At 70.7% G+C, this 13,497-nt stretch carries 14 protein-coding genes; 7 read left to right on the top strand and 7 right to left on the bottom strand.

All coding sequences use genetic code 11. The annotated features are described in order from the left end of the window. Positions 1 to 15 precede the first annotated feature (15 nt). Complete coding sequence (locus tag BBK82_RS32075) at positions 16 to 2,565, top strand: NPCBM/NEW2 domain-containing protein (protein WP_065918336.1); 2,550 nt, start codon at positions 16 to 18, stop codon at positions 2,563 to 2,565. A gap of 24 nt (positions 2,566 to 2,589) precedes the next feature. Here the strand turns inward: BBK82_RS32075 and BBK82_RS32070 are convergent, their stop codons facing one another. Both BBK82_RS32070 and BBK82_RS32065 read right to left on the bottom strand, forming a co-directional pair. Beyond that, positions 2,590 to 2,724, bottom strand: a complete 135-nt coding sequence (locus tag BBK82_RS32070; protein WP_082373616.1) for a DUF3072 domain-containing protein — start codon at positions 2,722 to 2,724, stop codon at positions 2,590 to 2,592. A 106-nt stretch (positions 2,725 to 2,830) separates the two neighbouring features. Beyond that, positions 2,831 to 3,136, bottom strand: coding sequence for a hypothetical protein (locus tag BBK82_RS32065; RefSeq protein WP_065918334.1), 306 nt, complete (start codon positions 3,134 to 3,136; stop codon positions 2,831 to 2,833). A 112-nt stretch (positions 3,137 to 3,248) separates the two neighbouring features. Here BBK82_RS32065 and BBK82_RS32060 point away from each other — a divergent pair, with 112 nt between their 5' ends. Further along, the gene (locus tag BBK82_RS32060) at positions 3,249 to 3,614 is read left to right on the top strand and encodes a DUF6401 family natural product biosynthesis protein (protein ID WP_071812717.1); all 366 of its coding nucleotides are present in this window, start codon (positions 3,249 to 3,251) and stop codon (positions 3,612 to 3,614) included. Positions 3,615 to 3,781: 167 nt separating this feature from the next. Here BBK82_RS32060 and BBK82_RS32055 read toward each other — a convergent pair whose 3' ends face one another. After that, the gene (locus BBK82_RS32055) at positions 3,782 to 4,630 is read right to left on the bottom strand and encodes a mechanosensitive ion channel family protein (protein WP_065918333.1); all 849 of its coding nucleotides are present in this window, start codon (positions 4,628 to 4,630) and stop codon (positions 3,782 to 3,784) included. 826 nt (positions 4,631 to 5,456) lie between these two features. Between BBK82_RS32055 and BBK82_RS32045 the strand changes: the two genes are divergently transcribed. Together BBK82_RS32045 and BBK82_RS55865 are read left to right on the top strand one after the other, a co-directional pair. Continuing rightward, complete coding sequence (locus BBK82_RS32045; RefSeq protein WP_071812716.1) at positions 5,457 to 5,753, top strand: hypothetical protein; 297 nt, start codon at positions 5,457 to 5,459, stop codon at positions 5,751 to 5,753. 32 nt (positions 5,754 to 5,785) lie between these two features. Further along, complete coding sequence (locus BBK82_RS55865) at positions 5,786 to 5,914, top strand: hypothetical protein (RefSeq protein ID WP_257785395.1); 129 nt, start codon at positions 5,786 to 5,788, stop codon at positions 5,912 to 5,914. Positions 5,915 to 6,069: 155 nt separating this feature from the next. Here the strand turns inward: BBK82_RS55865 and BBK82_RS32040 are convergent, their stop codons facing one another. Next, a complete protein-coding gene (locus BBK82_RS32040; protein ID WP_065918330.1) occupies positions 6,070 to 6,543 on the bottom strand; it encodes an MSMEG_6728 family protein in 474 nt (157 codons plus the stop codon). A 78-nt stretch (positions 6,544 to 6,621) separates the two neighbouring features. Here BBK82_RS32040 and BBK82_RS32035 point away from each other — a divergent pair, with 78 nt between their 5' ends. After that, positions 6,622 to 6,900, top strand: coding sequence for a hypothetical protein (locus BBK82_RS32035; protein WP_065918329.1), 279 nt, complete (start codon positions 6,622 to 6,624; stop codon positions 6,898 to 6,900). A gap of 64 nt (positions 6,901 to 6,964) precedes the next feature. On the opposite strand, the gene BBK82_RS32030 is transcribed toward BBK82_RS32035, so the two are convergent. Beyond that, positions 6,965 to 7,360: a RidA family protein gene (locus tag BBK82_RS32030; protein ID WP_065921503.1), complete on the bottom strand. Its 396-nt coding sequence runs from the start codon at positions 7,358 to 7,360 to the stop codon at positions 6,965 to 6,967. Between the two features lie 93 nt (positions 7,361 to 7,453). On the opposite strand from BBK82_RS32030, the gene BBK82_RS32025 reads away from it, so the two are divergent. Beyond that, entirely contained in the window at positions 7,454 to 8,401 is a 948-nt protein-coding gene (locus tag BBK82_RS32025; protein ID WP_065918328.1) for a helix-turn-helix transcriptional regulator, read from the top strand. A gap of 1 nt (position 8,402) precedes the next feature. Here the strand turns inward: BBK82_RS32025 and BBK82_RS32020 are convergent, their stop codons facing one another. Both BBK82_RS32020 and BBK82_RS32015 read right to left on the bottom strand, forming a co-directional pair. Further along, complete coding sequence (locus BBK82_RS32020) at positions 8,403 to 9,464, bottom strand: family 2 encapsulin nanocompartment cargo protein terpene cyclase (protein ID WP_237047685.1); 1,062 nt, start codon at positions 9,462 to 9,464, stop codon at positions 8,403 to 8,405. Positions 9,465 to 9,481: 17 nt separating this feature from the next. Further along, positions 9,482 to 10,336, bottom strand: a complete 855-nt coding sequence (locus BBK82_RS32015) for a geranyl diphosphate 2-C-methyltransferase (RefSeq protein WP_065918326.1) — start codon at positions 10,334 to 10,336, stop codon at positions 9,482 to 9,484. A 321-nt stretch (positions 10,337 to 10,657) separates the two neighbouring features. On the opposite strand from BBK82_RS32015, the gene BBK82_RS32010 reads away from it, so the two are divergent. Further along, the gene (locus BBK82_RS32010) at positions 10,658 to 13,369 is read left to right on the top strand and encodes a CHAT domain-containing protein (RefSeq protein WP_065918325.1); all 2,712 of its coding nucleotides are present in this window, start codon (positions 10,658 to 10,660) and stop codon (positions 13,367 to 13,369) included. Positions 13,370 to 13,497: the final 128 nt, after the last annotated feature.

Genomic DNA, 13,497 nt, shown 5'->3' with positions numbered 1-13,497 from the left:
GGGGAGCTGACAACGATGTCAAGGCTGTTGGCCTCGCTCACGACCCTGATGTTGCTTTCACCCGCGCCCGCCATCGCGGCACCGGACAGATGGGAGATCCGCGGCCCGTCACCCCTGACCGCGACCGTCGAGCTCAACGGCGGCTCCCCCACCCTCGGCGTCTCCCGCGCCGGTCGCGCAGTCCTGGCGCCCGCTCCGATCGGCCTGCGCACCACGACCGCCGACCTCACCTCCGGACTGCGGATGGTCGGCCGCAAGGACCGGGTCGTCACCGAGCGGTACTCGATGACGACCGGCAAGCGCCGGCAGCGCGCCGCGGTGATGACCGAGACGACGCTGACGTTCGAAGGCGCCGCGCGGTTCGACCTCAAGATCCGGGTCGCCCAGGACGGCGTCGCCTACCGGTACGTCACACCGGCCCCGGTGACCATCACCGAGGAGGCCTCCGCGTTCCGGCTGCCCGCCGACGCGCCGGCCTGGCTGCTGCCCTACAACGCCTGGTACGAGGCGAACCGCGTGCGCACGACGGCGGGCGCGGCGAACGGTGAGTTCGGCTACCCGTCGCTGTTCCGGACAGGCGGCGAGCACGTGCTCATCACCGAGTCCGATGTGGACGGACGGCACTCCGGCAGCCGGTTGCGGCACACCACCGGCGACTACCGGGTCGTGCTGGCCGACGCCCAGCTCACCACGACGCAGACCCCGTGGCGCACCGCGATCATCGGCGACCTGGCCACGATCAGCACGTCCACGCTCGTCGACGACCTGGCGTCACCGTCGAAGCTCACCGACACGTCGTGGGTCCGGCCGGGCAACGTCGCGTGGTCGTGGCTGAGCGAGCACGACAGCCCGCGCTCGTTCGAACGCCAGAAGCAGTACGTCGACTTCGCCGCCCGCAACGGCTGGCCCTACTCGCTCGTCGACGAGGGCTGGAGCGCCGAGTGGGTGCCGGAGCTGGTCAGGTACGCCCGCGCGAAGGGTGTCGAGATCCTGCTGTGGATCCACTGGAACAACCTCGACACCGAGGCCGAACGCGACACCCTGCTGCCGAAGGTCGAGCAGTGGGGCGCGAAGGGCGTGAAGATCGACTTCATGGAGTCCGACTCCCAGGCGCGCTACCAGTGGTACGACGCGGTGCTCGCGAAGACCGCCGAGCTGCAGCTGATGGTGAACTTCCACGGCTCGACGATCCCGCACGGCCTCGCCCGCACGTGGCCGCACATCATGACCATGGAAGGCGTGCGCGGCGCCGAGAACTTCCCGCCCGCCGCCAACAACCCGGTGCAGTTCTTCACCCGCAACGTCGTCGGTTCCATGGACTACACGCCGGTCTCGCTGGAGGTCGGCACCCGTGAGGCCTCGGTCGCGCACGAGGTCGCGCTGCCGGTGGTCTACGAGTCCGGCTGGACGCACTTCGCCGACAAGCCCGAGGCCTACGAACGGCACCCTCAGGCGTTGCGGTTCCTCAACCAGGTACCGACGGTGTGGGACGAAACGCGACTCATCAGCGGTGACCCGGACACGCACGCGGTGGTCGCGCGGCGTGCGGACGCGCGTTGGTTCATCGGCGCGATATCGGCCGACGCGCGCACGGTCGACGTGCCGCTAACGTTCCTGAACAACGGTCAGTGGCTGGTCGAGACCGTCCGCGACCCGGCCACGCGCGGTGACGTCACGCGGGACCGGCAGGTGCTGTCGTCGCGGCAGACCTTGCAGGTGCCGGTCCAGCGCAACGGCGGGTTCGCGGCGGTCGTCTGCCGCTACCGGCCCGGGCTGCAGACCTGTGACCAGGCGGTTCCGCAGGTGCCGTCGACCTCGCTGACCGTCACGCCCACCGAGGTCGACGTGGCGCAGGGCTCGTCCTTCACCGTCGAAGGCGCGTTCACCAGCACCGCGGACATCTCCGACGTGGTGCTGACGACGGCGCCGCCGGCCGGGTGGACGGTGACCGGCGCACCGGTGACCCGGCAGCGGCTCAAAGCGGGCGAGACGATCACCGGCCGGTGGACCGTGCGGGCAGGCGGCCCGGCCGGGTTCACGGACGTGCCGGTGTACGCCGAGTTCCGCGCCCATCAGACCGTCCACGTCGAACGGGCCGTGCGCGCGTTCGTGCCGCCACCGGTGCCGACCGGGACGCCGTTCGCGAGCGACCTGCCGTTCGTCAGCGAGTCGAACGGCTGGGGCCCGGTCGAGCGCGACCGGTCCAACGGCGAGACCTCGGCGGGTGACGGCGCGCCGTTGCGGATCGCGGGCGTCACCTACGCCAAGGGGCTGGGCACGCACGCGCCCGCCGAGGTCTCGCTCTACCTGGGCCGCGGCTGCCGGGCGTTCGACGCGCTGGTCGGCCTCGACGACGAGACCACGTCACCGGGCTCGGTGAGCTTCCAGGTGCTCGGCGACGGCAGGCTGCTGCACGACAGCGGCGTCGTGCGCGGCGGCGAGGCGGCCCGGCCGGTCGCGGTCGACACGACCGGCGTGCGGATGCTGAGCCTGCGGGTCACCGACGGCGGTGACGGCAGGAACTTCGACCACGCCGACTGGGCCGACGCGCGCCTGACCTGCTGAGGGAGTGCGGCCGGGGCAGTTCTCTCAGCTGCCCCGGCCCGTCTTCTCCTGCAGCCGGTCGATCAGCTGCGACGCCTCGACCTTGGTCAGCTCGCCCGGCACCTCCTCGCCCGCCTCCTGCGCGAGGGTGTGCAGGTACGACTCCTGCGGCCCGGTCATCGGCTCGTCACCGGTCGTCCAGTCCTGCGGGTCCTTCTCGGGCGTGCGGTTCACGATCGTCCCCTTTCACTCGAACGGACGTTCGAGTACCCAGGACGACGGCGGCTCACACCCTGATCGGTGTCGTGGGTGGACTGACCTGGGTGGGCAGCACCACCGCGGGCTGCACGGCGGCCGGCTGCAGCGGGGAGGGCGCGAGCAGGCGGTGGGCCACCGTCAGCAGCATGCGCGCTTCCATCACCTCGCCGTACGCCAGGTGCTCGTCGGCCGCTTCCACGTAGGCGATCGCCTCCCGCGGAACCGGGCCGGTCGAGGTCAGGGCCTCGCGCAGGTCCTCGCGGACGTGCTCGGGAGACCCGGTGCGGATGTGAGAAAGAGCCGAGGTCACGGCATCGTCGAGCAACACGGTCATCGCCACCTTGACAGCAGAGGGTCCCGCGCCGACTGCTTGACGCGCCGGAGGCGGTTACCCGGCTTGCCGGAACTCAAACCAGGTCTTCACCCGGTTTCGTTACCGTGTTCGAATGCGGCTGACGGCGAACTGGCGCGAGAACAGCGCCTGGCGGTGGATCTCGGACCTCTCCGAGCGGATCGGGGTGGCGGGCTGGACGACCCTCGCCCTCACACCGGCACTGGCCGCGGAGGTGGACCAGCACGCCGCCGCCGTGCGCGACATCCTGCTGCTCGGCGTGGAGTCGTCCGCCACCGTCGCCGCCATCGTGCTGCTCGCCTCCTACGGCCGCGGCCTGCTCGACAGCGCGCTCGAAGCGGGTGACCCGTGGCGCGGCGAGGCCACGTCCTGGCTCGGCGTCCGCCTGATGGCGGTCTGCCAGCTCGCCCACGCCCACGGCACCCGCCCCCTGACCAACACGCTCCCCCACCCCGCCTGACTCCCCACGCAAACTCCCCGCCTCCTTTCCTGCCGCACGCGGGGACCTTTCGTACTGTCCTGCCGCACGCGGGGAGCTTTCGTGCGATCCGAGCGTGCGCGGGGTAAGTGCGCGTGCAACGAAAGAGGCGCGCCCCCGACAAGGGACGCGCCTCGGAGAAGAAGCGATCAGCGTTCGTCGAGCGGGCGACGGCTCGTCGGCGGCGCCGGGTCACCGAGCACCGGGTCAGCCGAACCCACCGCCGGGCCCGTGGCCGGCACCTGCTGCTCGGCCATCACCTGCGTCGAGGTCTCGGCAGGCGTGCGACTGCGCGTCGCGTCCTCCCGGCCGCGCTGGTAGGCCTCCGCCTGGGCCTGCGCCTGCGGCAGCTCCGCCTCCGCCCGGCCGAGCCAGCCCTCCCACCGCTGCTGCATCGGCCGGACGAGGCCACCGCCGACACCGACGACGAGGATGCCGCCGACCGTGGCGAGCACGGCGATCAGCACCGGCGTGGTCACCGTGGTGGCGACGCCGATCTGGTTCAGCGCCGCGATGATGCCCAGCGCCCAGATGAACACCGACGCGATGTTCGCGAGCACCCGCCCATAGGACAGACCACCGAGCGCACCGGTGACGAAGTCCTTGACAGCATTGGCGATCGCACCGGCGACCACCACGATGACGATCGCGACGACCGCCTTCGGCAGCCACGCCACGACACCCGTCAGCAACTCCGACACGGGGTTCGGGCCCCACACGCCGAACGCGATCTGCAACGTGATCAGCAGCAGCGCGTAGTAGACGAGCTTCGCGATCAGGTCGGAGGCGTCGTACTTGCTGCGCGCCATCATCCGCTGCACGCCACCGCGCTCGACCAGCCGGTCGAAGCCGACCCGTTCCAGCCCCTTGTCGACCAGCTTCGCCACCGCTTTCGCGACGAAGAAGCCGATCAGCAGGATCAGCAGGAAGAACGCGAGTTTGGGCACGAACGTGGCGACCGCGCGCCAGGCGTCGGTGAGCCCTTGCCGGATGTCCATGTCGAGCTCCCTTCAGAAGGGCAGCCCGGCTGGGTCACCCGGACCGGAAATACCCGGTCGGGTGACCCTTCACACGGATTTCACGACGCCGGACGCAGGTCGCGGTCGCTCGCCACCAGGTCGCCCCACGTGCGCCCGCGCTGGCTCGGCGGCGCCGACCCGTCCGCGAGGCAGATCGGGTACACCAGACCGAAAGGAATAGGTTGATCGAACTCGTCGCCTGTGCGGACATCAACCAACCGACGCGCGTGTGCCATCACAACCACTCCTCACGACCGGAACAGGGCCGCACGTGTCCGGGCTTTCACCGGAACGGGGGACCGGGGTTTGGGATCACTGATTACCCCGCGAGCTGCGAGAACATGCACGCACACGTTGCTGCATAAGAGTGAACTCGATGTCCTAAGTGGACACTGTTACCGTCGGGTCACCGTCGTGCGGCACGGTCGAGATCCGCAACGTCCCGCCGGGGCGCCGAAACCGGTACGGCTCCCCTCCCAGCAACTCGACTCGTTGCGCCCCATAGGAATTCGGCCGCTGCACCGGTTCACGCCCGGCGCACCACGACTTCTCGTCCCCACCCTGTCGGCACGCCTTCACCCTCTGGACACCGGAGCCCGGACCGGCTGGGCGGTCGGAATCGACCTCGACCTGCTGGAAGGGCCGACGCCGGTTCTCGCCATGCTTCCCGGACTCCGCCAAGACGGCTGGTGGTTGGACGATGCCCTGACTTCTCGTGGACGCCGCGCTGTCCCGTCGGCCCGCGCTGCCCGGATCGAGTGGCTCAGGCGGGTGATTCAGCCGCTCTGGTGGGTACCAGTGCCACATGACTGCCACCCGCACGATGCCAGCCGACGCCGACATCGTGTTCAACACCGCATCCGACGACACGCGCGCCCTGGCGTGGCTGCCGCCCTCCCTGCGCACGTGCGAGATCGTCGTGCACACGGAGGAGCGTGCGCTGGAATGGCGACGCGACGACGAACAGTGCGCCTACCTGCGCGTCGAACCCGGAGGCGCGGGCACCAGCGAGGTCGAGCTGCAGGTCCCGGACGACACCGACGGCGACGGCGCGTTGCGCGCGTTGGAGGCCGAGGTGGCGGACAACTTCACGGCGGGCTGAATGAGCGGCGGGGCGCAGGGTAACCACGCGTCATGACCGATCCCGTGAACCCGGAGGCCCCGCACTCGCCGGGCACGCCCGACCTCGACGACCTGGACACGCCGGAACCGCAGGTCCCGGACACCGAGCCGGCCGAAGACCCGAGCGAGCCCCCGGACTAGTCCCCCGACACCGGCGGACGCCCCGGCAAGCCGCCCGGCCTCGACCACCGTCCGCGGACCGCGGGTGCACACCTCGGTCCGCGGCTCTCTCATGTCCGCGGACCGAGCCGGCTGGCCTCAGGCCGCCCTCGGCCACGGTCTGCGGCCTGCTCGCATCAGACCCTCACCTCGCGGTCCGACCGCGGCCACACGTACGGCAGGTCGTCCGGCACGTCCGGGAAGAACCGCCGGTAGAACTCCGGGTCCTTCCTCACCAGCGCCGACCGGTGGCTGCGGTGCACCTCCTCGTCCCCCAGCCAGGCAGGCAGGTCCCCGGCCGCCGCCAGTTCCTCCTGCGTGCGCACCACCGTGATCTCCCGCGCCTGCGACAGGTCCGCCCGCATGGTGGCCTCGCACGTGTCCTGGTACCCGCCCGCACGCCACTGCGCGCAGATCTCGACGCCGTACCGCACGAGCGCCTCCTCGTACCCCGCCCACATCTTCACGGCCGGGTGATGCCGCCAGCCGTGTCCAGGCACGACGAGGGCGCGCTGCACCTGCAGGGTCTCGACGCGCTGTTTGCCGAGTCTGCGCTGGTCCAGCACGCGGGCGGTGATCACGAAGTCGGGGTAGGGCAGGAAGGTCTGCACGGAAAAGGCGTACCCGGCACAGCGCCGGGCAATCACCGACCGAGTTTTCCGCCCACGCCCTCGGGTAGCCGACCCGGCATGAGCACGGACGTTCGGATCATGCCGATGGCCGCCCACGAGTACGCCGCCGAAGTGCACGAAGGCGCCGAGACGACCAGGCACCACGTGGTGTTGTCCGAGGGCTTCTTCGACGACCTCGCCCTGGTCGAGCCCGACGAGCCGACGCTGGTCGAGGAGATCATCCGCTACCTCCTCGACCGCGAGCCCAACACCTCGGTCCCCCACGAGCTGGACGCCGCCCGGCTCGTCCTGGAGGACCCGGAGTTCCTGCCGGAACTGCGCCGCCGCCTGACCTGAGCCCGCCGAGCCGCGACCCCGGGCTGCTCGCCCCCTCCCTCAGGGTGCGAGCAGCCCGCTCACGTCACGCCACCGCGGTGCCCTCCAGCTCCACCACCAACGACGGCACGGCCAGCCGCGTCACCCCGACCATCGACGTCGTCGGAGCCACCCCGGCCGCCCCCAGCCACCCCGCGAGCACCCCGTAGTGCTCGAACAACGAGTCCACATCGGTCGTGTACACCGTCAGCCGCACCAGGTTCGCCGCCGACATCCCGGCCGCACCCAGCACGGCCTCCAGGTTGGCCACCGACAACGCCAGCTGGGCCCCCATGTCCCCGTCGTGCTCCGGCTTGCCGTCGGCGTTCATCGCCGCCTGCCCCGAGCAGTACAGGGTTCGCGTAGCGCCCGTCACGACCTCCCCCTGCGCGTACCCGAGCGCCACCGACCACTCCCACGGGTTGACCGCGGTCCGTTCCACTGCCACTTCCAGCTCCATTCGTCCGGTACGAACAAGAGCCTCGCAACCAATACACGACATCCTGTGTCATGTATTCCACTAGGGTCCGGAACCATGCGCGCCGACCGGTTGGTGAAGCTGGTGCTCCTGTTGCGCCACCACAAAATGCTGTCCGCCACCGCGCTCGCCGCCGAGCTCGAGGTCTCCCCCCGCACGGTCCTGCGCGACGTCGAGGCGCTCTCCACCGCGGGCGTCCCCGTCTACGCCGAACGCGGCCGCAACGGCGGATTCGCGTTGCTGCCCGGCTTCCAGACCGAGCTGACCGGCCTCAACCACGACGAGGCCCTCGCCCTCCTGATCGCCGGCTCACGCCGGGGTGCCCAGGTGTTCGGGCTCGGGTCAGCACTCGCGTCAGCCATGTTGAAGGTCGCCGACGCGCTCCCGGAGAGCTACCGCCACACCGCCGCCGGCAAGGCGCGGAGACTGCTCATCGACCCCGACACAGACCTGCTCGAACGCCGCACCACGGCAGAGGAGATCCCGGACGCGCTCGTCACCGAGATCCGGCGCGCGGTCTTCAACGGCCACAAGCTGCGCATCAACTACACCGCGAAGAACCAGAAACCCCAGTGGCGCACCATCGACCCGATCGGCCTGGTCACCGTGAAGGACCAGGGCTACCTGCTCGCCACGAAGGACGGCGCCGACCGCACCTACCGCCTGTCCCGCATCAAGGCGGCCGAGGAGCTCGACTGCCCCGCGAACCGCCCGGAGCACGTCGACCTCGGCAAGGCCTGGCAGGACCGCGGCACCCGCTTCCGCACCGGCGGCGAGCAGACGACCGTCACCCTGCGACTGGACCCGGCGAAACGCAGTCAGCTCCTCGACACCGCGTTGACCGTCACCACCGAGGACGACCGGCTCACCGCCACCTTCCAGGACGCCTGGCACGCCGAGTGGGCGCTGTGGCAGCTCGGCACGAGCGCGGAAGCCCTGTCACCGCAGTGGTTGCGCACCAAGCTGCGCGACCGGGCCGCCGCGATCGTCACCCGCTACGGGTGAGCTACTGGTAGCGCGGGTGCGTGGTGTGCCACTCGAACCCGCCACCCATCCAGGCCTTCACGCCCTTCAGGAACCGGTGCAGCTCCACCGACGGCACCGCCAGCAACGCCTTGTGCCCCGCCTCGAAGTCGCGCACCAGCTGGTTGTGCAGCTCCACGGTCCGCTCGACCGCCTCCTCGCGTGAACACCGCCGGTCCGCCTCGATCTGCAGCACCATGTTGCACACCGGCTTCTCGTCGGCGGCGTCCTTCTCCACCGACACCAGGTCGTTGACGACCACGGACGCCGTGCCCGCCGCGGTCAGCAGCTGGCGCACCCTCGGGTCGTAGTACAAAGGCGCCGGCAACTCATAGCCGCCGACGGCGTCGATCAGTGTCATCGACGTGTAGAACGTGTCGTGTTGCCGCGTCGCGAGGTACTGCCACGCGGGCGGGTACGACGCGGTGTGCCGCCACGCCGCGTAAGCACTCCACGACACGAACATCGCGAAGGTGGAGTAACAGACCCGCTGCACCACCGTCGCCGTGGAGCGCGACGCCAGGTGTGCGATGCCGGACCGCAGGCCGACGAGCACCGGGTCGTCGTTCAGCACCTCCTCCAGCTCGGCGGTGAACTCCGCGGCCGGGGCCACCGGGTCCATGGCGGCCATCGCCAGCGCCAGCCGTGGCGGCAGCTCCTCCGGCACGGCGCCCATCTCGGTGCTGTCGGCGTAGAGGTCGTCCGCCGCCCACCAGGCCGCGTTGAGCTTCGCGGCGATGAGCAGCTGCTCGACGTCGTCGGTGTCGACGTGGGTGAGCACGGCCAGGCGGCCGAACCGCCCGCCGAGGAAGCGCTCCGGCTCCTCGAACCCGCAGCCCTCCGCCCACGCCACCAGGCGCTCGTCCACGGCGGCGGCGAGCAGCTCGTCCTCGCGTTCGAGCACCGGCACGTACATCGGCGGCGCGGTGCCGTCACCCCAGGGGCGCTCGGCGTAGCCGGGGTCGACCACGGCGACGGCCTCGGGCCGCCCGAGCCGGGCAGCGGATGTGCCCAGCCCGGACGGCCCGGAGAGGAGGTCCTTCATGTCAGACACGGACTCCATCAGATCCTGTCGGCGACGATCAGCAGGTAGTGGAACGACCCTTCCTTGTACGCGGTCAGGAACGGGTCCTCGACGCCGGTCGCGACGTTCGACTTCGCCCGCAGCTCCCAGTACGGGATGGTGTCGGGCGTCAGGTCGACCACGCTGATCGGCACGAACCCGTTGTCCGCCAACGCGCGGAAGTACTCGCTGCGCGCGTGGATGTTGCAGATGTAGTGCTGGTCGATCTGGCTGACCGCCCGCGACCGGCCACCGGTCAGGTCGTTGTAGCAGCCGGTGATGCAGACGTACCGGCCACCGGGCGCGATCAGCCTGGCGAACTCGCCGTAGAGCTGCTGGAGGTCCACGTACATCGTGGTCTCGTTGGTCCAGATGCCGTTGAACGACCCGGTCTCGAACCCGGTGTCGAGCATGTTCTTGAAGTGGAACCGCACCTGGTCGGCCACTCCGCGCTCGACGGCCTGCTGGTTCGCGAACGCCACCTGCTGCTCGGAGATGCTGACCCCGTCGATGCGGGCGCCGAAGCGGGCGTTGGCCATGAAGCTCGTGCCACCGCGACCGGAGCCGCCGTCCATCAGGTGGCCGCCGAACGGGACGTCGCCGAACGCGTCGAGCAGGACCTCGGCCTGCGCTGTCTCCAGCCGGTGCATCTCGGCGATGATCGCCGCGTCGCGCACCTCCGCCGGGGCCTCCAGCACGGCCGGGTCGTACGCACCGAGCCCGTAGTGGTGGTGGTACAGCCCGTCGACCTCGCCGAGCTTGATGTTGACCGGGTCCTTCTCCCTGTTCCAGTAGTCGGCGACGGAACGCTGGTAGTCGGTGCGCAGAACCGGCTTCACAGTGGGGCTCGCCATACCTTTGGTGCTCCTGTTCGTTGGAACGCTCGCTGCCGAACAGCAACTGACCTTTGCACCTTTCGCACCAGCCCACGATCCGCCGTTCAGGGACGGTTCGGACACGAACGTGTCGGTCAGATGACCGTGGGAGTAGGTGCCTTAACGCACATTTCTGGTACGGAAGCCCCACTTTCGATGGTTTCCTTCATCCGTCCGAATGATGACACTCCGCGTTATTCCACGCGACCGAACAGCACCAAACGGGGGAAACAGCGGCAAACCGCCACACGAGGCCCCTCCGGCGCCTCACGCTGTGACCCGAGAACTCAAGGAGAGCCGATGGCGGACGCGGTCGCCGTGCACAACCAGGGCGGTGCGCTGATCGAGCAGTACCAACGCACGGGTGACCTCCGCCTGCTCGACGAGGGTGTGGCGGTGCTGCGCGACGCGTTGCGGCTCGGTGGTCTGACCGAGACGATCAGCACGCTGGCCTCGTCGTTGCTGCACCGCTACGAGACCGCGCACGAACCGGCTGACCTCGACGAGGCGATGGAGCTGCTGACCAGGCTCGTCGACGGGCCCGGCGTCAACCTCACCCAGGCCACCGAGATCGTCCGCGTCCAGCGCCACCGCTACGAGCGCGACGGCGACCTGAACGTCCTCAACGAAGCCATCGCGCTCGCCCAGGGCGTCGTCCAGCAGACCGGTCCCGGCCAGCGCGACTACGACCTGATGCAACACCTGCTCGGCCTGGCTCTCGCCGAGCGCTACGACCGGACCCGCCACCTCACCGACCTCGAGGGCGCGATCGCCGCGCACCGCATCGCCGCCGACAACGCCCGCGACGAGCTGCGGCCGAACATGATGCTCAACCTCGCGGCCACGCTGCGGGCCAGGATCGCGGCCACCGGCGACCTGTCGATGCTGGAGGAGGCGGAGGCGATGGTCGGCGGGGCGCTCGCCGCCCTGCCCGCGGGCCACCCCGAGCGCGGCAACGCCGACTGGCTGGTCGGGGCGCTGGCCCAGTTCCGCGCGCAGCTCAGCCGCGACACGGACGTGCTCACCGACGGCATCGGCGCGCTGCGCAGGTCGGTGGAGTCGGCGAACAACCCGGCGTCGCTCGGCACCCGGCTGGACAGCCTCGCCGCGGCGCTGCTGCAGCGGTTCGAGCTGTCCGGCGACCCGGTGGTGCTGGACGAGGCGATCGAGGTGCTGCGCCGCACGCCGCCGAACGCCGAGCACCTGACGAGCCTCGGCCACGCCCTGCGGATGCGCTACCTGCACCTCGGCGACGTGGACGCGTTGCGCGAGGCCGTTCGGGTCCTGCGCGAGGCCGTGGCCGCCGCTGTCTCCCCGCACGCGCACACCACCGCCGCGACCAGCCTGACCAGGGCGGCGACCGAGCTGGCCGAACGGTTCCCCGAGCTCGTCAGCGACGCCGTGAACGCGGCACGCGACCTGGTGGCCGCCACCGACAGCGCCGACGCCCTGGAGATGCTCGCGGTCGCGCTGCGGATGCGGTTCGACACGACCGACGCGCGCGAGGCGCTCATCGAGGCGGGTGAGCTGTTCGAGCAGGTGCTGCGCAAACGCCCGGCCGGCGACCCGCTGCACCCGCGGGCGCTCGCGAACCTGGGTGCGTTCTGGCAGCAGGTCTACGACCTCACCGGCACGCCGGAGACGTTGAACGAGGCGCTGATCTACTACGGCAGGGCCGCGCGGGCCGACCCGCAGCAGGCCTCCTACCAGCACTGCTTCGCCCGGCTGATGCTGCGCCAGGCCGAGCAGACCGGTGACTCGAGCCGGCTGCGGGCGGCGGCGAGGGCGTTGGCGGAGGCGGCCGCGAGCGAGGCGCTGGACCCGGTGACGCGGGTACTGGCCGCGCACACGGCGTCGGTGACGTCCGCGCGGATCAACGACTGGGAGCAGGCGCTGCGCGGTGCCGAGCGGGCCATGGCGCTGTTGCTGCGGCTGGCGCGTCCCGACGTCGAGAACGGCCTGGCCGAGCTGAGCGGGCTGGTCAGCGACGCGGTGGCGTGCGCGGTCCAGGCCGGGCAGCTCGCGCTGGCGACGCAGTGGCTGGAGTACGGCAGGGACCTGTTGCTGGGCCGGGTGTTCGACGACGACCGGGCGGCGTTCCCGCCGCTGGGCGAGCTGCAGCAGTGCGCTGTGGACGGTCCGATCGTGCTGGTCAACGTGAGCCCGCTGCGGTGTGACGCGCTGACGCTGTGGCCGGGCCGGGTGGAGCTGCTGCCGTTGCCCCGGCTGCGGCACGACGAGGCGGTCGCGCACGCGGAGCAGTTCGGCGCCGACGACCACTCGTTCACCGAGACGCTGGAGTGGCTGTGGGACACCGTGGCCGAGCCGGTGCTCGAAGGCGTTCCCGAGCACACGCACGTGTGGTGGTCGCCGACCGGCCCGCTCGCCGGGCTGCCCCTGCACGCGGCCGGGCGCGGTGGTCAGTCCGTTGTGGACCGGGTGGTCTCCTCCTACACCCCGACGGTGCGCGCGCTCGCGTGGGCACGAGCGCGAGCGGCCGCACCCGTGGGCGCGCCGAGCATGATCGTGGTCGCGCCCTCCGACGCGCGGCACGAGGTCGCCGTGCTGGCCGAGCTGTGGGAGGCGGCGGCGCTGACCGGCCCGCTGGCCACGCGGGACAACGTTCTGGCCGCACTGCTGCACCATCCGTACGCGCATTTCGCCTGTGCCGGTGAGCCCTCCGGCAACCCGGCGCGCAGCGGGATCCGGTTGCACGACGGCACGGTGACCGCGCTGGACATCGCCAGGCTGCAGCTGCCCGCGTCCCGGCTCGCGGTGCTCTCCGGCGGCCACCTGGGCGGTGCGTTCGCGCTCGCCGGCTACCCGAGCGTCATCGACACGCTCTGGCCGGTCGACGAACGGGCGGCCGCCGAGGTGACCGTCGCGTTCCACTCGGCCCTGCTCGACCACGGCCTGAGCCTGCCCGCAAGGGCACTGCACGCGGTCGTGCGCGAGCTCCGCGACCGGTATCCGGCGCGAGTCTGGGCCGCTTTCACGCACACCGGAGCGTGAAACGCACCGAGCACTAACTCGATTCAGACGTGTGAGCTGGCACAGCGCCAGCCACCCGCGCGAACCAGGTAATTGCAACCCTTTGCACAAAGACCATTTCAGCCACGTGAATGTTTGACACATTCCGC

The organism is Lentzea guizhouensis (assembly GCF_001701025.1).
GTDB lineage: Bacteria > Actinomycetota > Actinomycetes > Mycobacteriales > Pseudonocardiaceae > Lentzea > Lentzea guizhouensis.
Note: the sequence above shows the minus strand (reverse complement) of the source record. Positions and strands in the feature narration are given on the sequence as shown.

Coding starts and splice junctions, on each gene's coding strand:
- BBK82_RS32035 (WP_065918329.1), top strand. CDS start 6,622: ATGAGCACGGACGTTCGGATCATGCCGATGGCCGCCCACGAGTACGCC.
- BBK82_RS32055 (WP_065918333.1), bottom strand. CDS start 4,630: ATGGACATCCGGCAAGGGCTCACCGACGCCTGGCGCGCGGTCGCCACG.
- BBK82_RS32045 (WP_071812716.1), top strand. CDS start 5,457: ATGACTGCCACCCGCACGATGCCAGCCGACGCCGACATCGTGTTCAAC.
- BBK82_RS32060 (WP_071812717.1), top strand. CDS start 3,249: ATGCGGCTGACGGCGAACTGGCGCGAGAACAGCGCCTGGCGGTGGATC.
- BBK82_RS32025 (WP_065918328.1), top strand. CDS start 7,454: ATGCGCGCCGACCGGTTGGTGAAGCTGGTGCTCCTGTTGCGCCACCAC.
- BBK82_RS55865 (WP_257785395.1), top strand. CDS start 5,786: ATGACCGATCCCGTGAACCCGGAGGCCCCGCACTCGCCGGGCACGCCC.
- BBK82_RS32070 (WP_082373616.1), bottom strand. CDS start 2,724: ATGACCGGGCCGCAGGAGTCGTACCTGCACACCCTCGCGCAGGAGGCG.
- BBK82_RS32075 (WP_065918336.1), top strand. CDS start 16: ATGTCAAGGCTGTTGGCCTCGCTCACGACCCTGATGTTGCTTTCACCC.
- BBK82_RS32065 (WP_065918334.1), bottom strand. CDS start 3,136: ATGACCGTGTTGCTCGACGATGCCGTGACCTCGGCTCTTTCTCACATC.
- BBK82_RS32010 (WP_065918325.1), top strand. CDS start 10,658: ATGGCGGACGCGGTCGCCGTGCACAACCAGGGCGGTGCGCTGATCGAG.
- BBK82_RS32015 (WP_065918326.1), bottom strand. CDS start 10,336: ATGGCGAGCCCCACTGTGAAGCCGGTTCTGCGCACCGACTACCAGCGT.
- BBK82_RS32020 (WP_237047685.1), bottom strand. CDS start 9,464: ATGAAGGACCTCCTCTCCGGGCCGTCCGGGCTGGGCACATCCGCTGCC.